The sequence below is a fragment of the Kitasatospora sp. A2-31 genome (assembly GCF_022288725.1).
Taxonomy (GTDB): Bacteria; Actinomycetota; Actinomycetes; order Streptomycetales; family Streptomycetaceae; genus Kitasatospora.
In genome coordinates this window covers 428,257-449,639 of record NZ_JAKNTA010000007.1, presented here as the reverse complement: position 1 = coordinate 449,639, position 21,383 = coordinate 428,257, and the positions used below count along the sequence as shown (strand labels likewise).

16 protein-coding genes are annotated in these 21,383 nt (G+C 69.0%); 1 reads left to right on the top strand and 15 read right to left on the bottom strand.

Features of this window, described 5'->3' with window-relative positions; all coding sequences use genetic code 11:
• The 6 genes from pglX to MCM47_RS22280 all read right to left on the bottom strand — a co-directional run.
• Positions 1–3,073, bottom strand: a 3,073-nt coding sequence (pglX, locus tag MCM47_RS22305) for a BREX-2 system adenine-specific DNA-methyltransferase PglX (protein ID WP_238863417.1), incomplete at its 3' end; no start/stop codon positions are given.
• Between the two features lie 141 nt (positions 3,074–3,214).
• Positions 3,215–7,600: a BREX system serine/threonine kinase PglW gene (gene pglW, locus MCM47_RS22300; protein WP_238863416.1), complete on the bottom strand. Its 4,386-nt coding sequence runs from the start codon at positions 7,598–7,600 to the stop codon at positions 3,215–3,217.
• Between the two features lie 690 nt (positions 7,601–8,290).
• On the bottom strand, positions 8,291–8,548 hold the full coding sequence (locus MCM47_RS22295; protein WP_238863415.1) for a transposase: 258 nt from the start codon (positions 8,546–8,548) through the stop codon (positions 8,291–8,293).
• Between the two features lie 280 nt (positions 8,549–8,828).
• Complete coding sequence (locus MCM47_RS22290) at positions 8,829–9,365, bottom strand: winged helix-turn-helix domain-containing protein (RefSeq protein ID WP_308222402.1); 537 nt, start codon at positions 9,363–9,365, stop codon at positions 8,829–8,831.
• Positions 9,366–9,581: 216 nt separating this feature from the next.
• Positions 9,582–10,106, bottom strand: a complete 525-nt coding sequence (locus tag MCM47_RS22285) for a hypothetical protein (RefSeq protein WP_238863414.1) — start codon at positions 10,104–10,106, stop codon at positions 9,582–9,584.
• 96 nt (positions 10,107–10,202) lie between these two features.
• Positions 10,203–11,357 carry a YaaC family protein gene (locus MCM47_RS22280; RefSeq protein WP_238863413.1) on the bottom strand — a complete coding sequence of 385 codons (1,155 nt, stop codon included), beginning with the start codon at positions 11,355–11,357 and terminating at the stop codon, positions 10,203–10,205.
• A 245-nt stretch (positions 11,358–11,602) separates the two neighbouring features.
• Between MCM47_RS22280 and MCM47_RS22275 the strand changes: the two genes are divergently transcribed.
• Positions 11,603–12,502, top strand: coding sequence for a DUF5655 domain-containing protein (locus MCM47_RS22275; protein ID WP_238863412.1), 900 nt, complete (start codon positions 11,603–11,605; stop codon positions 12,500–12,502).
• 187 nt (positions 12,503–12,689) lie between these two features.
• Here the strand turns inward: MCM47_RS22275 and MCM47_RS22270 are convergent, their stop codons facing one another.
• From MCM47_RS22270 to MCM47_RS22230, 9 genes are all read right to left on the bottom strand, one after another.
• Positions 12,690–13,418: a hypothetical protein gene (locus tag MCM47_RS22270; RefSeq protein WP_238863411.1), complete on the bottom strand. Its 729-nt coding sequence runs from the start codon at positions 13,416–13,418 to the stop codon at positions 12,690–12,692.
• Positions 13,419–13,668: 250 nt separating this feature from the next.
• The gene (locus MCM47_RS22265) at positions 13,669–15,789 is read right to left on the bottom strand and encodes a DUF317 domain-containing protein (RefSeq protein WP_238863410.1); all 2,121 of its coding nucleotides are present in this window, start codon (positions 15,787–15,789) and stop codon (positions 13,669–13,671) included.
• Entirely contained in the window at positions 15,786–16,178 is a 393-nt protein-coding gene (locus MCM47_RS22260) for a hypothetical protein (RefSeq protein ID WP_238863409.1), read from the bottom strand. The genes MCM47_RS22265 and MCM47_RS22260 overlap by 4 nt, the downstream gene beginning before the upstream one ends.
• Complete coding sequence (locus MCM47_RS22255) at positions 16,175–16,771, bottom strand: hypothetical protein (RefSeq protein WP_238863408.1); 597 nt, start codon at positions 16,769–16,771, stop codon at positions 16,175–16,177. Before MCM47_RS22255 ends, MCM47_RS22260 begins: the two co-directional genes overlap by 4 nt.
• 197 nt (positions 16,772–16,968) lie before the next feature.
• Complete coding sequence (locus tag MCM47_RS22250) at positions 16,969–17,988, bottom strand: DUF317 domain-containing protein (RefSeq protein WP_238863407.1); 1,020 nt, start codon at positions 17,986–17,988, stop codon at positions 16,969–16,971.
• Between the two features lie 30 nt (positions 17,989–18,018).
• Entirely contained in the window at positions 18,019–18,876 is an 858-nt protein-coding gene (locus tag MCM47_RS22245) for a DUF317 domain-containing protein (RefSeq protein WP_238863406.1), read from the bottom strand.
• On the bottom strand, positions 18,873–19,628 hold the full coding sequence (locus MCM47_RS22240; RefSeq protein WP_238863405.1) for a DUF317 domain-containing protein: 756 nt from the start codon (positions 19,626–19,628) through the stop codon (positions 18,873–18,875). The genes MCM47_RS22245 and MCM47_RS22240 overlap by 4 nt, the downstream gene beginning before the upstream one ends.
• Before the next feature lie 59 nt (positions 19,629–19,687).
• Entirely contained in the window at positions 19,688–20,512 is an 825-nt protein-coding gene (locus tag MCM47_RS22235; RefSeq protein ID WP_238863404.1) for a DUF317 domain-containing protein, read from the bottom strand.
• A 16-nt stretch (positions 20,513–20,528) separates the two neighbouring features.
• The gene (locus MCM47_RS22230; RefSeq protein WP_238863403.1) at positions 20,529–21,278 is read right to left on the bottom strand and encodes a site-specific DNA-methyltransferase; all 750 of its coding nucleotides are present in this window, start codon (positions 21,276–21,278) and stop codon (positions 20,529–20,531) included.
• Between the last annotated feature and the right edge of the window lie 105 nt (positions 21,279–21,383).

Below are 21,383 nucleotides of genomic sequence, written 5' to 3'. Positions count from 1 at the left end.
ACCGCCCGGGCTGGACTACCTTGGCCTGGACATCGGCGTCACGAGTGAACAAGTCTGCGAGCTGCGCCGGCGTAAGCGTACGAGGCTGACGCATGCCGTCCCGGACGTGGAACCACAGCTCCTCACGCTCACAACGCTCCAGCAGCCAGGTACGGAGAGCCTCGGCTTCCTTCTTCTCCCATGTGGGTGATGACCAACGACGCTTGCACTCAGGCCGCTCGATCAGCGCGATATCGCGGCGCTTCTCAATTGCATTGATCCGACGCTGCACGATCTCGCGATACCACTCGGGCCAGGACGAGGGAATCTCCGTGACCGGAACCGAGCCATGCCGCTCAAACCAGACCGTCTCTGCATCACCGGCTGCCACCTTACGAGCAAGCACAATCTCGAAAGCGCGCTCACCGAGAGCAATCTCCGGAACGACACCGAGGTCCGGAACGGTTAGAGCTTTAGATTCAACGTCCGCAAACAGACCATACGCGCCATATACCTGCCAGTCGAGCTCCTCCTGCAACGCGATCATCCGACGATGAATAGCCATGTGTGCAACTCGACCCGAATTAAGGATGTTCCGGCTGGGCACACCGGATACGGAGATCATCGAGGGCTCCCATGAAGCCAGATCCCGTGCAGATTCTTCCATAGCGCGACCAAGCTCAACCGGCATAACCGAAGGAAGAGGGAATTCCTGAAGCTTCGTCCCTGTGAACTCGTAGAATCGTTCCCACTCGTCATGCATAAATCCACCAGTGCCAGACTGACTTCCCTTATCATGACAAACCTGCTTCAGCCAAAAACAGGCAGCCGAGGAGTTAAGGACGGCCAACAAGCCCAGAAACTCAATTTCGGAGACTGCCTTCGGCAACTTGATCACCGGGGCGGAACGATTGAAGACCGTCCCAGTCTTATCCAGCACAAAGTGATTATGAGTCGCCACAAATGCAAAGGAAATTGCCCATTCATGAGCTCCGGAATCCTTTGGAAGCTGATGCCAAGCCCACCACGGACGCCCATCGGACCGATAGGTTCCACCGCCAAATGTTCCACGCATCCAAAGATCGGAGCGCATCGGCCAAAAATGCCTGGCGAATGGCGCGCCGAGATCAGAATCCCCCAAGATTTCTTTCTGGGGAGTATACGGCAGAACAGTCAGGTCGAACCCACTAAAGGACCAGTCCCGCGATTGGTCACCGCGAACTCCTATCCTCGCGTGAAGATCCTCTGCCAGCTTCGGCCAGCGGCCATTGGCGGGAAGAGTGAATGCCTCGTCGGCATGACTGTCACCATAGAAGCCAATCCTCTCGATGCGAGCCTTCAACCGCGCACCTTGGTGGTCCAAAGCGGCTGTGAGGCGCGATGCCCCGCCGCCAGCAAGCGACCAAGGATGGCTACCCAGATCAGTTCGGGCGATATCTTCGACGGTAACCCAGTCGGACTCGCTTACAGCATGAACCTGCGCTGCAATAGCACGCCAGACCATGCCATTCGCCGGATCCTCAGGCTGGCCCGGCTCCCCACGCACGCCAAGTACAGCCCGGATTGGGTCATTCCAACCTCGGTCCGTGTTGCGCCCGATAAGGATCACAGTCGGGGTGCCATGCCCAGGGATGTAGGCGCCAGATGTGTCAATAACATGCGTCAGCTTTACAACCGACCGGAAAAAGCTCTCCACTAGCTTCTTCCCAAACTCGCGCTTCATGAACGAATTTGCAGTGATCTGCCCCGTGTAACCCCGCTGATCGCGTGTCGCCAAGTCAAAGATCCGCTGAGCAAATGGAATAGTCAACGCATACGTTCCCGAGCATGCGTCATAGATATCCCGATAGTTTTCGTTCTCCTGCTTGTCCTTGACGGTGATGTATGGAGGATTCCCGACGACCACGTGGTACGAATGCCGCCCCAGCAGGTCGCAGCTACGGACGAACTCGTGCACGTCCTCCGTCGAGTACGCGAACGCCCCCTCCGACTCCTCCTCGTCCCCGTCGTCGGCCACCCCCATCGCCGAGAACAGGTCGTCGTCCGACTTCCCCTTCTGCTTACGCTTGCCGACGCCTCGTCCGTGCAGCAGTGAGTCGCCGACAGCGACGTTGATCGGGAACTTCGGTGCCTGGTCCAGGCGCCCTACCCCGGCCTCCTTCAGCGCCGCAACCAGCAACCGGAAGCGGGCGATGCTCACCGCGAACGGGTTCTTGTCACACCCGTGCACCGCCTCAAGTGCGGCCCGCACGTTCGCCCAGTCGTCGACGCCCGGCCCGGCTTCTTCCCGGTACTTCGCCAGCAGGCGCTGGAAGATCCCCAGCAGGAAGTGCCCGCTGCCGCACGCCGGGTCGATCGTCCGCAGTCCCCGCCGCTCAACGAGACGCGACTCGCTCTCGCGAATGGTCAGCTCGGGCCAGAGTCCGAACTCCTCCACCGCCGGCTCGAGCGTGAGGTCGAGGATGAACTCCTCCACGAACTCGGGAGTCTGCAGCAGTGCGTACGTCTTCCGTGCGTGCTCACTGAGGTTCTGGTATAGGTCGCCGAGGAAACGGGTGTCCCAGCCTTCGCTCTCGAAGAGGTGGATCGCCTCGCCGTCCTCGCCCCTCCGCCGCCAGAACGCCAGCAGCGCCCGGGCCGCCTCGTAACTCGGTGTAAGCCCCCACAGGGGGTTGTGGTTGCGGTCGAAGAGCCCTCCCGCCGTCTCGTTCGCCGCCGCAAGGTGATCGAATGCGGCGACGAGCCAGTCGCGGTCGTTCTGCTCAGGGTTCTCCCGGAAGTACGCCTCGTGGCGTTCCTCCGCGACCGCCAGCCGCTCCCCGGGGCCGGCGATCCACGGCCATTCGATCAGCCCGTTGTCCTCGCAGAAGCGGACGAACACTGTGCCGAGGACCCAGGCGACAGCAGTTTGGGTGATCCGCTCTTCGCGCCAGCTCTCGTACGTGGCGGCCGTGCGCTCAGCCGCCCGGGCACGCTGGTACTCATCGTCCAGCGTCTCCGCGAACTCCGGTACGTCCTGGCTGCGCTCTCGCAGGTCGTCCTCCAGAGCCGCCACCTGCTTGCGCAGGTCCTTCAGCAGCTCGTTCTGGTCCACTCCCCGACCCGTCACAGCGCCCGTCCCTTGTCCGTCCATCCGTCGGCCCCAGCGGACCGTGCGGTTCCCCATTTTGCCAGTTCGGCGCACCCGAACGATCGGCGTTTCGAAGCTCGAGGGCCGCCGCCGAGGCGTGTCTCGTCAGGCAGCGGCGCTCCGTACCCGGAGCTCGTCCAGGAAGTCCTTGATCAGCACGGCCCGCTCCGCCTCACCGAGCACCTCAACGATCATGCCGTCCAGTTGCGGGCTCTCGTGGGGCGCCTCCTGCGGGCAAAGCAACCACAGGCCGTGCGGGGCATCGAACTCCCGACGGGCCGCGTTCTGCAGCGTGACCAGCAGTTCCCGCCCGCCGGCGTCCTGGTATCGAGCAGCCAGACCTGCATCGTGGAGGAAGAGCACGTCTGTCGGCCCGGCAGTCTCGAGTCGCTCGCGCAGGCGTTCACCGACGCGGGCCCAGGTGCCCCTGACGTACGACGCAAGCCCTCGCGGCAGTTCGCCGGACTCGGTGAACTTGGTGTCGATGGTCAGGACACGTCCCCAGTCCGTGCCGTGCTCGGTGGCCAGCGCGCGGAACTCACGGAGGAAAAGCCCGCCCAGCGAGACCGGCTCCACGCCGTACGCGGCGGCAAGGAGGTCGGCGGCACCGGGGAGGTGCTTGCCTCGCAGAGTCAGAGCTAGAAAGCCTCCGCGGCGAAGGGCGTCGTCCAGCTTGGCCCCAAGGAGTGCCTTCGGGTCTCGGCCGGCCGCCGCCGACGCTGCGGCTACGCCGGCCGCGCTCGGGAACAGCGTGGTCGCGGTCGCCGATGCGGTCATGGAGCGGACGCCCTCCGGAACCGGCGCGCGGAAACGCTTGGTTTCCGCGTCGTATTCGAGGACGAATCCCGCGTGCTGAAGCGCCTGCTTCATCGCCTCGGCCAAAGCCTCTTCCAGCTCGACCGCGGTCGGCTCGGCCAGATCCAGATCAGGGAAGCGGAGTCGCACCTTGGCGAGCAGCTCATCCGCGGTTGCACCCCGGTCGCGCCGGATACCGGCGGCGGCCTGCGAGATACGGATCGCCTGAGCGAGGCCGAGCCCTCTCGGGTAGAGCTCGAGACGCGGTGAGTACAGGGCGTCCTGAGCGGCTGCCGAGGCGAGTGCCACCAGGCGGCCGTCCGACACGGGAGTCATGCCCGACGGCACCGGTACGGACCGCAGGTCGCGAATCACGACGGCGCGGTCCGGCAGGGGTTCGGTCTGGGCAAGCCGATCCGCCTGTTGTCCGAGCGCCCGTGCATAGTCCGCGAGCTCGGGAGCGCTAGGGTCGCTGGTCCCTGACAGGGACTCGCACGCGATGAAGACCTTGCCGTTTCGCCGAAGCACCGCGAGCCGCGGCTGGTCGTCGTCGGCCTTGTTCTGCTGCCAGGCCTCCGCCTCGACGGCCGCGCGTACCACGGCGAGCGCCAGCGCCTCGGCGCGCTGCGGGTCCTGCTCCCGTACCCCCTTGCGGATTCGCAGGTCTGTTGCGGCTTCCTGGGCGGTGACCACCCGACCTGATCCGGCGACGAACGCCAGGATTTCCTCCCTGAGACTCGTCAGGAAAGGATCGGCCGCCCAGGACTGGATCGCGGCGACGTGGCTGCGCGAGACGGTCGCCTGCGAGATGGTCAACGCCTTGGCGATATCCGTCTGGGAGCACCAGGCCGGCAGTGTGGAGAGCGCTCCGTCCACGCCGGGCAGGCCGAGTGTGAGCCTGACGATCTCGCGCTTGCGCGAGCCCTTGCTGTTCGGGCCCGGGTCAAGGTGAGCGGCGATCTCGTCGATGCTGGCTCGGGCTGCCATGTCCGCCGGCAGCTCTGCCAGGTCGATCTGCGGGACCGTGGACGCACTCTCCGACTTCCCTGCGGGCTTTACGGCAGGTGCAGCGGTCTTGCGGAGCTTCGCTGTCCACTGCTTGTGCCGACGGTTGAGCTCCTTACGGATCACCGCGCCCGCACCACGGGCCCGGGCGATCTGGTGCAGCGGTACGTTGAGAAGCTCCCCGACCGTGGTCGCGCCGAACGAGTTCGCGACGGACTGGGCGCGCGGTGAGAGACCGGCATCCTTGAGCAGGGTGTCCTGCTCGGCCTGCGCGGCAACGCGGTCGCGAGCCGCCTGCAGGTCCTCCGTCTCGTCGTCCTCGTCGTCGGGCGCCATCGCATCGGCCTTGGCGAAGACGGACTCCCAAGCCTCGTGCATCTGCCGCAGGGTGTCGAAGCGGCGGTCAGCGTCGCGATGCAGCGCCCGCCGGAAGAACGCCGTCAGTCCGTCCTTCAGGGCGGGTTCGAAGACTTCCTCCGCGATCACCGGGTATTCGTCGTCGGTGGTGCGGGGATCGGTCATCTCGTCGCCCCAGCGGGGGCGCTCGCCGGACGCCATCTCGTGCAGGGTGACCGCTGCGGCGTAGTACTCGGCGTGGTTGTCGAAGACCGGTCGGCGCGGCGTGTCGAGGAACGGATCGAGGTAGCCGCGGGTGCCGGCCTTCACGTCCCTTTCCGACGCCTCCGCGAGGGAGAAGTCGAAAAGCACAAGCTGCCAGGAGCGATCGGCCCGTTGGAGCACGCCGAAGTTGTCGGGCTTGAGGTCGCGGTGCCACACTCCCTTGCCGGCCAGCTGGTCAAGGGCGGTGAAGAGGTCACGGCCGAAACGCTCCAGCTCGTGATACGTCAGGCGCCCGTCTCCACGCAGTCGGGCTCCGAGTGAGCGCTCGCCTGCATACTCGAGGTCCAGCACCCTCCGGTCGTGGATCTTGCGCGGGCCGGCGAGAAGCCGCACCACAGCACCCCCGCCGACCTTGGCCAGTACGTCCGCCTCGGACTCCAGGCGGTCGTCGCGGGTCTCGTCCAGGGAAACCTTGAGCACGCGCCGTTCCACCCGGATCGTACCGCTGAGATCTTCCACTTCTCGCTGCACGAGCAGAGCCCTGGCCGTGGCCCCGATGCCGAGGACCTTCTCGACGCTCCACTCCGCGTCGACACTCTGCCCCGCCATCGCGATGAGAGGGTCCACGCCGGCGGGCGCCAGCGCTTCCGTGGCCGCTGCGTGCTCGATCCGGTCGAGCTCGTCCAGGAACCGGTCCACCGACTCGAGCCGTTCGGCGACGTCTGCCCGGGTTGCCTGATACACGAGGCCGTCGAGTTCTTCCGAGACGGCATCCGACACAGCCGAGGGGCGCAGCCCACCATCGTTCGTCAGCCGCTCGATCATGGCGCTGCGGCGCTCGGCCGGCGGTTCGCCGCTCAGGATCAGGTGGGTGAGGGCGCCGAGGCCGAAGATGTCCAGGTCGACTGGGTCGGCGAATTCCATGTCGAACTCCGGCGCCAGGTAGACCTGGGCGGCGTTTTCGACGTGGTCGCCGCCTGCACTCGGGGTGCCGAGAGAAGGGTGCGAGGAGCTGTCGAAGTCGCGGGCGGCGACCTGCCAGTCGACGATGCGCACGACCGGGCTGGACCCGTCGGGCTTGCAGGAGACGTAGACCGAGCGGGCAGCGAGAGCGCGGTGGTAGAGCGAGCGCTGGTGGGCGTAGCGCAGCGCGTCGGCGATCTGGCGAACGAGCTCGAGTCGGGTGTCGGGGGTCAGTGAGGCGCCGTGGGTGGCCAGATAGGCGTCCAGGCGCAGGTCGGAGGCGCGATGGTTGAAGAGGATGGCCGGGCCACCCTGGTGGTCGCGGAACTCCCGGGCTTGGGCGATGCCGCGGTGGCTGATGCCTTGGAGGACCTGGTACTCGCGCCGGGCTGCTCGTTCGACCGAGTTTCGGGTCTCCGCGGTTGCCTGGAGGCTCACCAGGTAGACCCGGACGCGGCCCTCCTCGCGGATGGGCTGCTCGCGGATGGCGAGACGGTCCTCCCACGTGGGGCCGCCGTCGAGGGGGCGCCCGGCGAGGTTCCAGCCGTCACCAAAGCTCAGGTGGGCAGTGGATGCCCGAACGCCGATCCTCTTCATGAGGTCGGGCAGCGCCCGTGCCAGGTCGAGTCGCTCGCGCCGGGCAGCCTCGGAGTCCCGCTGCGGGGGCAGGCCGAGGAAGTCCTGCCAGATCCGGGGCAGGCCGCTGGCGCCGTCGTCGCGGCCGTAGACGTTGGTCTGCTGGACGGTGTCGAGCTCGGATCGCAGGCTCGGAGCGGACAGGAACACCGCCGGGGAGACAAACGGGATGCGGACACCTGTGTGGGAGGTCTGTGCGGCCCAGGTCAGCCGGGCCCGCAGTTCCTTGGACTTGAGGTCGGTCAGGTGCAGGGGATTGTTGATCGTGCGGACCCGGTCGGGGCCGTGGAAGTTCCAGGTGCTCCCGTTGTTGACGAGACGCCCCGGGTGCGCCTTGAGCTCCACGAGGAACAGGCCGCGCGGCACGAGGATGAGCAGGTCGCACTCGTTGGTGCGGCCCGAGGCGGCCGTGAACGAAAAGGTCGCCCAGGCCCGAAAGGGCTCCGCCTGCGGCATCAGCGCCTTGACGTGGTCGAGCGCCTCCTGCTCGTGCGGGAACGGAGAGGGGCGTTCCTGGAACCAGCGCTGCACGCGAGGCGGTGCAGGCTTTGGTCGACGCGCCCCCGAGTTGCCGTCCTTGCCCGCTGCCGACACCCCTGTGCCCTCCCTGGTCCTTGCTGCCCGGCCGCGGACGAACCATGGCCTTCTCCACGGCCTTGACCCTATCGGTCAGGGCCGACGGGTGGAGGCGTGTAGTCCTTCTCGTGATCAATCGGGCCATGGGTCACGGCGGGCTGTCGCCATAGGTCTTCCCCGGGTATACGGCATCCCGGAGCCAGCCGATCACTGTTAGGTACAGTCTGCACTGCTTCGGTGATCAAGCAAAGGGGGAATGGTGATCTTCGCAGCTCACAGAAAGTACCGATGGCTCGGCGCTGCCCGGCCTGGTCTTGGCCCTGGTCGGCTCATTGTCGGTCTGCAGCAGTTCAACTCGTCTGTCCGCAGGCGGGGCTCTTCCTGCTGCTCCCCGGCATCTTCAGGCTTTCGACCCGCCGACGTCATGCGACTTCGGTGATGGTCCGGGCACAGGGGACGCACTCGACGAAGGGGTGGAGCCCTCGACATCGAGGACGACGCGGCAGCGGCCGGCGATCTCGCTGAAGGACACGACTGCCTTCGTGACCATCGAGGACGAGCTGAAAGCTGTCGGCGATCTCCCAAAACCGTGGTTCTGAATCACTTGCGGGCTCTGTCGCTATTTCGGGGGTGGCAGCCTCGTGATCATGGTGAGAGCAAAATACGGCGCCGCAGGAGGTCGAAGTTGGCACGCCTGTACATCTGCCTCTTCAACAGCTTGATCCTGATCACGTTGCCTTCGACCGCTCCGGAGGTGTGGGTCGTGGCGAAGGCGGCCCGGACAGTTGCGTGGTCGCGTCGGATGCCGTTGGCCAGGATCCGAAGTTCGCATTGGCCGTCCAGACGGACGTCGGCGATCCAGACGTCGAGGGCGAGGTGTTCGCTGCGGCACTCGCGGATCATTACTGACTTCGGCTCGTCAGGGTGAGGTTGGGGTATCGAAGGTCAGGCCGGTGCCGGCTATGAAGCCGTCGAGGGTGTCGGGGCGGTACTGCAGGCGCCTTCACCAGGTGGTGGATGCCGTCGATCAGGCCGATGTAGTCGCGCTCGGACAGGCTCCGCCGCTCGCCCTTGCGACCGGTGTGCCGCCGGATGCGGTGGGACAGCCTGGTCCGCCAGCCTGGCCGCACGGCGATCAGCCCCGCGACCGAGACGCGTCCGGAGCGGTTGCCGGAGACCTTCACTACCGGGGTGACGCCCCGCCGTCCCCAGGTGCGTCCACGGGGCGGCCTGCGCGTGAAGCCGGCCTCGTCCTCGAAGCACACCCACCCGTCGCAGTCCGCCCGGGCTCTTCTACCTCCCCCCAGGTCACCTCCGTCCACACCGTGACGGCCTGCTCGTCACGTTCCGCGGCCCGCCTCGCGGGCATCTGCGGAGTGAAGCCGAGCCCGTGCATCAGCCGTGTAGCACCCGAGACGCTGTACGAGACGTGGAACTTCCGTCCGATCAGCGTGGCCACCCGCGAAGCGGTCCACACCTGATCCTCTGCCCAGCCGTGCGCGGCCGGGCCCTGGTCCAGATGCGCGGCGAGCTTCTCCAGGCAGCGCGGCGACAGGCGGCACCGCGACCCGCCCGGGCCGCGTGGTGGCAGCGCCTCGACCCCGCCCGCGCGCCACAACTGGTGCCACTGGTAGGCCGACTTCCCACTCACCCGCAGACGCCGGGCCACCTCCGTCGGCCCGACCTCCTGCTCGAACAGCTCGGCCGCCTGCATCCGCACCGACTCCCGGCGCACCCGTCCCGCGGCGGTCAGCCCGCCCCCATCCGCATATCTCACACACCACCGGGTACAGCCACCACAACGAGCCCGTCAGGTGATTCGGGACAAGTCACCCTGACGCGCCGAGGTCAGTAACTGGCCTGGTCGCTCGGCCAGCATGCGAAAGCCCTCCCCGATCTACGGGGAGGGCCTCGGGCTACCTGCGGAAGCGCGGCGCTAGCTCATGGCTGCAACTTCTAGCAGTCGCTCGCCTGTCACAGTGGGTGGTCCGGCATCGAGGAGGTCGGCCAAGGCGCCAGCAAGTGCGGCCCAGTCGGCCTCAACCTCATTGATGATCTCCGCCCCTTCCCCTGGCCGGTCAGCGGTGCCCGGGGTCAGGACGATCGCGGGCGTCACGTCTTTCCACCAGGTGTGCTGCACACGGGGTCCCCTCTCTCCGAACAGTTCCTCGCCGAGGATGCGACCGACGCAGGTGGGGCAGTCGTTCGACACCGACGCGGAGGGGTCTCCACACGGGGCCGCGACTGCCCACCTGATGCTGTAGGCGAGGTGCGGTCGGTCTCCGTCGCACGAGTCCCACTGCCCGTGCGGAGTGACCCGGAGTACGGATGCGCCCCGAACGAGAGCAGAGCCGAAGGTCGCCTCGTCGACGACCAACGCCTGCCCCGAGGCTGCGGACTCCAGCGCCTGCGCGAGGTACTCAACAGGGGCGGCGTCACGATAGGACTCGAGCAGGATCATGAAGTAAGTATACGAATGCTTTGGTCGCCCCAAGGGCAGTTGATCTGTGACGGTTGCCGCATCCGTAGCCTCCCGCGCTGGACCGGGACAGTCCGGTCAGGCCGACGGGGATGCTGGGTGCCCGGTAGCCGTGGCTGGCGCTGCGGTGGGGATGGTGCCTTCAGGCAGGAGGCCGTTCTCCTCGGCTGGCTCGGCGCTAGGGCAGGCCTGCGGCCGAGAGGAGACCTCGTCGATCGCCTCGCCTACGAGTCGGGGGACCACGTCGATCGCCGCGGTGAGGACTCCTTCGATCGGCACCGCGTAGCGGCTGGAGTCCACGTCGGTGTGCTGGTCCCACTGGGCCGGCTGGTACCGGGCGAGCATGGAGAGAGCATGCAGGACTGCCCACCAGGCCATGAGTGGGTGGATACCCCGAGGCGCTCCGGCGACGGCGGGGATGAACAGGTGCTGGCCGTCGTAGGTCCGCGTCAGGGACCTGAGGTAGGCCCTGCGCTCCGGGCCCCCGGCGTCGGAGTCGGGGCTGGTCCAGTGCGCCGTGATGTAGAACCGGCCGTTGCCGTTCTCGGCAAAAGCAGGTCCTGCGTCAGGTGCCGTGCTGGATCGAACATAGCTGTCGTAGTCGGCCGCGTCAGGGTAGGCCTGGAGGTAGGCGTCGAGCGCCCTGCGCGTGTCCGTCGCCTCGGCGACCCAGGCCGGCAGGAAGTTCAGCGTGGCGGTGGCCAGCGGATGGGGGTCGGGGTGGCCATCGGGCACGACGACGATCGGCGTGCGGCGCTGCCGCTCGTCCTCGCCGATCGGGGTGTCGATGGCCTCCGGCAAGCAGTCCCACAGCGTACTGAGGTGCACCGGGGTGTTGCCCCAGGTGGGTGAGTTGAGGAGTTTCGAGAGCCTAGTGAAGCTGCCCTGGTCCGCTTCCTTGTCGGTCCGGATCTCGACCTCAGGGAATGGTGCTTCCATGGCCCGAGTCTTGATGCCGTGTCCGTTCAGCTTCCACGAGTCGTCGATCTCGCCGATGCCGACGGCGGCGGCGGCGATAGCGCGTCCGGCCTGACTGAGGCCGTAGAAAAGGGTCAGGGGTGCGGCGGCCGGGCCCGTCACTTCGGCAGCGCGGAACAACTCCTCGGCCTGCTGAAGCGCGGAGACGTACGTGCGCCGCCGGTCCGGTGTCGACAGGGCGGGAACCGGTGGCTTCCACCTGGTCGACCGGAGTTTGTCCCATCCACCGGAGGTGGCCTGGCCCATCGTTCTCATGGGCAGACGGTAGCCAGCCATGACTCCGATGCGCCAGCCCAATTCCCGATCGGCAGGCGCTTGCTGGCGCAACACCAGTTGCCAACGGATCCGCACCCGCGCGCACTGCGGATGGTGTGCCGTCGACGGCTTCTATTCCCTGATTGCAGGACTGAGAGATCCGCAACATGCCCTGTTTTATCGTCATTTGGGCAAATAGGGTGTGATCTGCTGTCAGATGGGGGCGACGAGGTCAAGGGGGGACCGTGCTGAGGATCTTTCGTACGGACGGAGAGACGGCAACGGAGATCGCAGGCTCGACCGTGACTCTTGAGCGGCATCTCCAAGTGCTCATCGAGCGGAATATGGCGATCATGCTCAGGGTCCGCTTCTTGGACTCCGAGGTGTCCACCGGCACCGTTCATGCCGGGCGCATCGACTCCCTCGGCCTCGACGAGGACGGGTCTCCCGTGGTGGTGGAGTACAAGCGCGGGCGTGACGGCAACGTCATCAACCAGGGCCTCTTCTACATGGCTTGGCTTCGCGACCACCAGGCCGACTTCGAGGCCCTCGTGTCGGGCAAGCTCGGTCCGGATGCGGTCGGGGAGGTCGACTGGACGAACCCGCGGATTATCTGCGTAGCAGCCGAGTACAGCCGCTACGACCGCCACGCCGTCGCCGAGATCGGTCGCCGCATCGACCTGGTCGAGTACCAGTACTTCGGCGAGGACCTGCTCTCGCTGGACCTGGTGGCTTCCACGGCCGGCGCCTCCTCGCGGGCGGGTCAGGGCGGCACCGGGGCACCGACTGCCGGCCGCCGTACGGTCGCTCAGCGGCTGGCCGGCGCACCAGTCGAGGTCCAGACGCTGTACAAGGAGCTCGATGGTCGGCTGTTGGCGTTCGGTGACGCCCACAGCGTGGAGTTGCGGCACTACATCGCCTATCGGAGGAGCGGGAACTTCGCCACGGTGAAGGTACTCAACGGGGGGCTCCGGGTCTTCCTCCGTCTGGACCCGAGGTCCGTCACCTTGGAGGCGGGGTTCACCCGGGACGTGTCGAGGATCGGGCACCACGGGACCGGGGACCTGGAGGTTCGGATCAGCTCGGCAGCGGACCTCGACCGGGCAATGCCGCTGCTTCGGGCGAGCTTCGACGCGGTAGCCTGAGCGCCAGGCCGGAACCCGGGCGGGCGGGCCCTGCGGCCCGCCCGCCCAGCACTTCGCGCCTGCCCGGCCCAGTCCGCCGGGGGTGTGGCAGCCGGTCCGGCGTGGAGCAGGACGCGATTCGCGACCCGATGGGGGCGCTCCCGGTGCCCAACGAGCGTTTGCCCGCTCAGGCACGCCCCGTGGAACTTCAGCGGCTGCGGCCTGCGGGCTTCGCCTGATGGCCGTACGCGGGGCCGGGGGCTTCGTTTCTTCCGGCGTTCGGGGGAAGGGTTCGGATCCGCGCCGCGTGGATCTGCTCCGGACGGGCAACTGTTGGCAGGCGTTTCAGCGTCCCGGTGATCGGCAAAAGGCTCTCCGGGACGACCGTACTCCGGCCCTGCGCCGTGATCAGGGGCCCAGTCCGGTCGTCAAGCCAATCCGCGACCGCGTCGTAGTGGTCGAACTCGGCCAGTTGCACTGTCCGCCTGCATGGCCCCTCGTCCCAGTCCCATTGTTCGAGGAGCAGGAGGCAGCTCCGGTCCGCGGGGTCAGCCGTTGTGTCCTTGAGGATGGCCCAGGTCTCGTACTGCCGGTGGGTATCGGTGTCGTGGTTGAGTACGTGGTATCGGTCACCGGACATTCTTAGGTGTTCCAGGAGTTGGGCCTCCTGCACCGTATTGGGGCCTCTGAGTGTGCCCACATCGGAGCGGAACACGGCAGGGTCGGCGCCGCGGCTGATCAGCCAGGCGGCTCCGAGTTCGAAGGTCGGCCGGCCCGCCCGGTCGATGGTGAACGTGCGCGCCGCCGGGTCGAGTCTGATGTGCGCACACAAGGTGCGGTTGACGCCGGGGTAGTCCCAGTCGGCGCCTTTGTCTGCGTAGATCAGGTACTCGTCACAGCCGTCGCGGCTCACGCTCCGGGAGAGGAAGTCGTACATCCCGTGTGCATAGAACCAGTCGGCCTTGAGGAACTGATCCTGTGCGTCGGCGCTCGCCTCGTCGGCAGGTGTCCAGTCGTGGAAGTGGAAATCCGGGATGGGGGCTCCAGGTTGTGATCGGCGCCCAGCCCGAGCGGTGCCCGAGTGGGTCGGGCAGTAGCCCCACGGCGCACCCGCTCCGATGCGCGGGCGCTGCTGAACGGTCGACGCCCGGGGTGGCTGACTCTGCGGGTCGCCGCGGCGGCGGTGGTCAGCGGATCTGCTGCCGTGGTGGGTCGGGCGGACTGGCGGCGTTGGCCGAGGGGCTGGTTGTCGCGGCCGGCGGCGAGAGGACGATGCGCGTGCGGGCGGCCAGCACTCGCGCGGACGGGCCGGGCGGGGTCTGCGGGACGAGCGGGCGGACGACAAGGTCCACCAGGTGCTCGGGGGTGAGGTCACGGCCGAGGCGGGCCACCGGTGCGGGGTCGGTCATGGCGGCCGTGACGGCTTCCAGCAGCGGGGCCGGGATGTTCTCCGACATCTCGATGCTCCAGCCCTCCACCTCGCCGGGACCGAGCTTTCCGGTGCTGATCTGCCAGGCACGGCTCTCCCCGGCGAACATCTGCCCGGCGGGCGCCGTGCAGCGGTAGACGCTGGCCACCTCGGCGTCCGGTGCGTCCCACATCAGGTGTTCGCGGGTGCTGGTGTCGTGCCAGCCTGCGGCGATGACCGGCGCGAGACCGTCCTCGGCGTTCCCGGACGGCCGGACCAGCTCGCCCGGGCTGGCGGCGAGCGCGGTGTGCAGGGCGGCCACGATCTCCGGCGGGGTGCGGCGGTCCGCGCTGGCCCGCCAGACCTCCTCCCCGCTCAGCAGGGAGTTGAAGGAGGCCGTCCACGTCGTCCCGTTGTCGTCGGTGGTCGACTGGGCGCGCAGCCGTCGGCACGGGCTGGTGTACACCGTAATGTCGCCGTGCTCTTCGGTGGTCCAGCCCCGGTCCGTCAGGGGCTTGGCCGCGGCGGTGCGGTCGTGGCCGGGGCCGGCGAGGTAGACCGGGGATACGAGGGCCAGCGGTGCGGGCCTGAAGTCCGCAGCGAAGAGTTCCGTGGTGCGCTCGGCGGCCCTGGTCAGCAGACGGTCGACCTCGCGGAATGCCTGCTCGCGCTGGGCGTCCGGCAGCGAGCCCCAGGTCGGTCCTGTGCCGTCGGCTGCAGCTGCGATCGGTCGGTCGTGCAGCGTGTCGGCGAGTCCGCTGGGATCCACCCAGTTGATCTGCATGGCAGCGGCGTGGGCCGCCGCGTCCTTCAAGTCGTCTATGGTGAAGGTGAGTTCGTTCAGCGCTGTGGTGAGGGGCGGCGTCGGCTTCTTGCTTGCCGTCCGTGGGTCGAGGTTGGCACCCGGGTCCAAGTCGAAGAGCGCTGGCGTACTCGCCGCTGCGGCGATGACCATGTCTTCGACCAGCAGGTATGCCAGGGCCTTCTGCTCCGGGGGGAGTTGGCCCCAGGTGGTAGGGGTGCCGGTCCGGCTGCTGGGGATGACCCGGTCCTCGATGTACCCGTCGGGGGTGTGGTCGAGGTCTTCGGTCCACTCCAGTGCTTCCTCGCAGACCTCGGCTGCTGCTTCCCGCCGGTCCGTCTCGGTGTACGGGTGGGCGGCCTCGCCGGGCTCGGGAATCTGCGGGTCGGCGTCGGCGAACGCACCTTCCTCGGTGTGGCCGAGGTGGGCGAGCAGTTCTTCGTCCATCCAGTCCCTGTCGCGTTGCAGGGCGGTGGGGTCGGTGAGGGCCTGGGCGAGGGCGTCGACGACGACGGTGGGGGCGTTCGTGGTGACCATGGCCTGCCAGTACGGCGGGTAGCCGCCGGTGTCGCGGGGTCCGACCTCCACGTACAGGTGGGGTCTGCCCATGAGGTCCTGCTGATCGCCGCGCGGGTCCAGGCGGATCTGGACCCGGGCGAGGTGGTCGGGAGCTTCGAGGTCGAGCGCGCCCGCGCGGTAGGTGCTGCGCCAGCCGGCGTCGGCGAGGGTGCGGATCAGGGCTCGCCGGTCGGTGGGCGTCCGGAGGGCGGGGTGCGACTCGCCGGTCCAGTCGGTGGCCGTTCCGGTGCGGGCGAGTTCCTCGGCGACGGCGAGGATGATCTCGGGCGGGGTCTCCTGGGAGAAGCCTGCCTGCCAATCGGGCGGGCCGAGCGGTTCCTTCGCAGCGGCGATGCGCCACCAGGCGCCGGGATCGAGTTGGCCTGCCCCGAGGCGGAAGCGATGGTCGCGACTCCAGGCGAACGTCTGGCTGAGCTCGGTCGCATCGGCGCGGCCCCATCCCCAGCGTGTGACCAGCCGGTCGAAGACCTGGTTGCTGTAGTCGCGCCCGGCCAGGTAGCGGGGGGTGACGTCGATCATCGTGGGCGGGTCGGCGATGCGGGGCCTCCGTGCGGGGCTGGGGATGTGGGGGAAGGGGTGCTGCCCGGGTCCGGAAGACCCGGGGTGCGGGTGTGCGCGGCGAGGCGTCGGGCCGGTTGTTCCAGCCACCGGGTCAGGTCGGGGTCGATGCCGAGGCCGTCGGCCCCGTCGGCGGCGAGGAGGTCGGCGGCGAACTCGATCCGCAGGCCGGCGTCCTGGGGGTGGGTCCCGGTGGGCAACTCGTGCACGCCAGCGTCCGGCAGGTAGGCGAATCCCGCCTTCTCCAGTTGCCGGGCGGCGTCGGGGTGGCCCTCGGGCCGGGTCCCGACGGCCACCACGGTGGTGCCGAACGTACCGAATATGACGGGAGATGGGGTGGTGTCGGTCATCGGCGCCGACCGGGGTGGGGTTCTGCCGACGGTGCCTGTGGCGGTGTCTGGGGCGCGGGAGTGGTGCCGGTACTGGTCGAGTGGGTTCCGGCTGTGGCTGCGGCCTGGCGGGGGCTGGAGCGGTGTGGTTCCCAGCTGGTGCCCATGGTGGTGATGCGTGTCGCGGTGCCGCCAAGCCTTTGTTGGACTTCGCCGAGGGTGTCGGCGCTCTCGGTGAGGAGGTCGGACAGGTCGTCGCCCGGGGCGTGGCCGAGCCGTGCGCTCCAGGCGGCGGCGGCCTTCGTGAAGGTGACGAGTCGGGCGAGGACGCCGTTGTGTCCGAGGACCGCCTGGGCCAGGTGTGCTGTTCCGTCGTAGCCGTTGTCGCCCGTGGTCAGGCGGTGGGTCAGGTCGGCGAGGGCGGCTGCCGGGTCGGGGACGGCGATGGGGACGAATGCGGCGGTGGGCGGCGGGGTGCCGAGTGCCGGGTCGAGTTCGACCTCGAATCCGCTGGCCTGCAGGAGACTCGCCGCCGAGGAGGCAGCCCGGTTCTGTTCCTGCTCGGAGAGGTGGTGGGGCAGTCGAGCGTGGAAGTTGCCGCCTGCGATGTGCATGTCGTTGAAGCCCTCACGCCGCAGGAGGGTGAGCGCGGTGTCGTTGAAGGCGGTGTCGTTGAAGGGGCCTTCGGCGACGGTGCCGGTGGTCGCCGAGCGGCTGATCGTGTAGAGGGGTGGGATGGGGCTTCTCCTTGTCGGCCGCCGTGCCGGCGTCGGGCGCGGCGGCGCTGCGCGGGAAGGGGTAGCGGCTGGGGTCAGCGGCGTCTCGGGCCGGGCGTGGTCGTGGTCCAGGCGAGCCGGGTGCCGGTGCCGGCGGGGGCGGCTTGGAGGATCCTCGGGGCGGTGCGGGCTCGGGCAGCCGCGGCCCGCTGGAGGTCGGCCGGGGTGGGAGCCGGTGGGGTGATCGGCGTGATCGAGGCCGTTCGTCGGCTGAAGGGGCCGAGTTCGCTGCGGTAGCGCGGGATGGGGGCGGGGTCGAGCATGGCGGCGGAGGCGGCGTCGAGGATCCGGGACGGTGTGCCGCTGCTGAACCGTCCGTACCAGCCCGCCCTGGACACGGTGCCGATGGTGTACCGGCCGTCCTGGCCCGCCTGTTCGGCGTCCTCGCGGGCGAGCGCGTGCAGGCTGTAGGTGACCTTGGCCAGGGTGTCGGGTGAGTGCAGGGTGAGCTGTCCGGTATCGACTTCGTGGGCGGTCCAGCCGGCTGCGGCGTAGGGTGCGATCCACTCCAGCGGGCCGGCGGTGCGCTCGGTGAACCATGCGTCCTCGCCGGGCCGGTAGAGGTCGGCGAGTTGCGTGGTGACGGCGGCGACGATCTCGGTCGGCGTGTCATCGGAGAAGCTCGCCACCCAGTGGGGGTCGGCGAAGGGCCCCGGGGCGACGGCGAGCTGCCACAGGGTGTCCCAGTCCTGCTCCGGGATGAACCCGATGCGGATCCGACCGTCGGCGGTGGTCAGGTAGAAGTTGCCGTGCTCGTCGTTGTGGGCCCGGGTGTCCGGTAGGTCGAGGAGCGGTTGAAGGGCGAAGTCCCCGGTGTAGCGGCTGCCTGCCAGGTAGACGGGGTGGACGTGGGTGTCTCCGTCGATCTCGGTTGCTGCGGCCTGGGTGGTGGAGGTCAGGTGGGTCTCCGTACGGATCGGGGGCGGGGCCTTGGGGGGTCCGGCCCCTGCTCGGAAGCGCGGCAGGAGCGTTGGTGGTCCTGGTGGCCGTCGCCCGCGGGCGCGGCCACGGCTGCGGTACTGGTGCCCGGTTCGGTACGACCGCCGGAACGGCATTCGTGCCCTCCCGTTGTGGCACCGGGTCGGTCACGGGCGTCGCTTCGCCTGCCTGATGGCCGGCTCGGTGGAACCGGGCCGGAGCGCATGAGCGCCAGGGGACGTGTGGCGTCCGCGGACGGCGGCTGCTGCTCGGCGCGGGTGCCGCGCCTCGGCGTGGACCTGCGTCAGGTTGGGCGCGGGCACCTGGTTCATGAGCCGCGTGGCGGGCAGCGGCTGGACGACCTCGTCGAGAGCGGCCGTGATCAGCATGCTCGGGGTGTTCCGGGTGAACTGGGCCTGCCATCGCGCGTCGGCGTATCCTCGCGGGCCTGCCCACAGGGTGACTTCCACCGCCGAGGCGGGATGGAGCGCACCGGATTCCTGTGTGCGGATTCCGCCCGTGCGGTCGGGGCGGATGAACTCCTGTGTGGGCTGAGACTCCTGCCAGGGCGGGTCGCCCGCCGCCACGGCCTGCAGAATCGCTTCGCGGCGGGGGTGCCGACCCCACAGGAGATCGTCACTCGCATTCGCCGAGAAGGAGTTCAGCGCTGCGGACAGGTGGCGGGCCGCGGCCATCACCACCTCGACCGGCGTCCGCGCACAGAAGCTTGCCCGCCAGTCGAGTTCGCCGACCGGCGACTCGTAGGAGGCGATGGTCCAGCGCGGTCCGGTCGTCGCCTCGTGGTCCAGCTCGATCCTGGCGGTGAGCTGTTCGTGGACGGCGACCGAGGTCTCGTCGTTCGGACGGTAGCGCTGCCAGCCGGGGCAGTCCTCGAAGAACTCGGCAAAGCCCGCATCGGGGTCGCCGGGACCGGCCAGGTGGCCCGGGGTGATGGTGACGAGGGTGTCAGGAGCCAGGGCCCGGCTTCCGGAGATCCGGGCCTCCGAGATGTGGTCACCGGTCACGGACGAGCCTGCGGACGGCGGCGGGCCACCGGGTGGGTGCGCAGGAGGGAGCGGTGGAGCATGGGGATCTGGGAGGCGCGGCGCTCGTAGCGGCCGGGGTCGGTGACGGTGCGTACCGCGGCGAGGAGGACGGCGGTCGGGGTGTAGCGGCTGAACTCGGCGTGCCACCAGTCGTCCTGGTGGCCGCGGGCCCCGGCGCGGAGGTTGAAGACGGTGTCGAGCGGGTCGCTGTCGGGGCGTTCGAGGTAGCGGTGGACGCGCAGGGCGGCGGTGCCGTCGGGGTTGTCGAGGGTGAGGGTGGTGCGCAGGTCGCCGGCGCGGATCCAGTGGTGGGCGCGCGTGGTTTCGGCGTCGAGGGCATCCGCAGTGTCGACGGCCGGGTGGTCGTGTCCCCAGAGCTGCCGGTCGCGTTCGGCGGCGGTGGTCTGGGCGAGGGCGTGGGCGAGGCGGCGGGCTGCGGCCGTCACGACCTCGGCCGGGGTGCGGGCGTCGAACGTGGCGTGCCATTCGAGCTGGCTGGCGGGGTGGCTCAGGGAGGCCATCGTCCAGCGGGGCGTTCCGGCGTCCAGGTCGAGGGTCAGCAGGACGGGGTGCTGCTGGTGCGCGGCGACGAGCTGGTTGTCGACCGGCGTCAGAGTCCAGTCCTCGCGTCCCTTGGCGAACGTGTGCAGGGCGTGCGGGGCGTCGCCGGGGCCGGCGAGGTACCCGGGGTGTACGACCATCGGCATGTCGTGGGCGGGCGGCGGCGTCATGGGTGCTCCAGAGGGGTGGGGGCGGCCCCGGTGTTCCGGGGCCGCCCTGGGTGCGGGTTCTACAGCAGGCCGGCGGCGCGTTCGGCCTTGAGGAGCGCGGCGATCTTGCGGGCCCGCGCGGTGCCGACGGGGATGCCGCGGGCGCGCACGCCCTCGGCCAGGGCCGTGGCCGAGGTGCGTCCGGTCTCGGCGACGACCTCGCGGGCTGCGGCGAGCAGGGTCTCCAGCGGCGCGTTCGGACGGTCGCCGTGCGGGCAGTCGGCCGTCTCCGGTGCGAAGGCGCAGGTGGGGTGCTCGTCGAGCGGGTGGCAGGCTGCGGCGATGAGGTGGGCAGGCGTTGCCGCGTCGAAGTGGGCGTGCCAGCGGCGTCCGTCGTCGTGCAGGCCCCACAGTCGCCACCCCGCTCGGGTGAGGTAGGTGCGGTCCAGGCCGAAGGCCCGGGGGCAGCCGCACCGGGCGGGCGACGTGGCGCCGGGGCAGCCCCTGGCCGGGGCCAGGAGGTCGTCCGGGTCCTCGACGACCGGTCCCACGAGCGCGCGCTGCTGGTCGTAGCGGTCGGGCTGCGCGAGGTCGTGGGCGAGCGCGCACATCAGCGAGCCGATCACCGTGTCGGGCGCGGTGTCGTCGAAGCGGGCGCGCCACAGCGGATCGCCGGTCGGCCCGTTGTAGGCGGCGACGGTGACGGCGCTGTCCCAGGCGGGTGTCGACGGGAAGTGCAGCCGAACCCGCTGGCAGGGGCTGGCGAACACCTCTCCGCCGTCCGGGAGCTGGTGCAGGCTCCAGCCGTCGAAGCAGTCCACGTCCGGGGCTTCGGGCTCGGCGGCGGGCATGGCGGGGCAGTTGCTGGGCAGGTCGGCTCCAAGATCGGTATGGACGCGGTGCACGGAGGAGCGGGGCGGGTTACGCGGGCCGCGCGGCGGCTTCGGCGGCAAGCTGGGCCTCGGCGAGGCGCCGCTCGGCGATGTCGGCGTAGTGCTCTGTGAGTTCCACACCGAGGAAGGAGCGGCCTTCGAGGAGGGCGGCGACCCCGGTGGACCCGGATCCGGCGGTGAAGTCGAGGATCCGGCCGCCGGGCGGGCAGATCTGCACCAGCTCGCGCATCATCGCGACGGGCTTCTGCGTGATGTGCTGGCGCTTGGATCCGCTGGGCTGGCTGCCCTCCAGCAAGCCCTTGAGGTAGACGGGGTTGCGGTCGCCGTCCATCGCTCCCTTGGAGCCCCAGACCACGAATTCCGCGTTCTGGGTGAAGCGCCCCTTCTGCGGGCGGGCGGCCGGCTTGTACCAGGGCACGATGCCGCGCCACAGCCAGCCACCGGCCTGCATCGCGTCGGTCGTTGTCGGCAACTGCCTCCAGTCGGTGAAGATGCAGGCCGTGGCGCCGTCGACGCTGATCCGGTAGGCCTCGGCGAGCAGCTGGGACAACCAGAAACCGTAGCTCCTTTGGTCCTTGTTCTCGCCGGGGAAGTCCGGCAGGACACGCTTGGAGCCCGCGGTCGTGTACTTGTCGCGGGCGGACCGGCCGACGCGCTCCTGGGTGGTGCGGCCTCCGCTGTTGTAGGGCGGGTCACAGATCACGCAGTCGACCGCGCCGCTCGGCAGCTCGGTCAGACGGGTCAGGGCATCGCCCCGGTAGAGGGTGTAGTCGGGCAAGGAACCTCGCAGGGTGGGGGCCAATGGGCGACGCTTTGGCCTTTCGGCGGCGCGCAGAAAGGCCCGCGACGTGGTACGCCGGCGGGCCTGGAGAGACCATAGGCG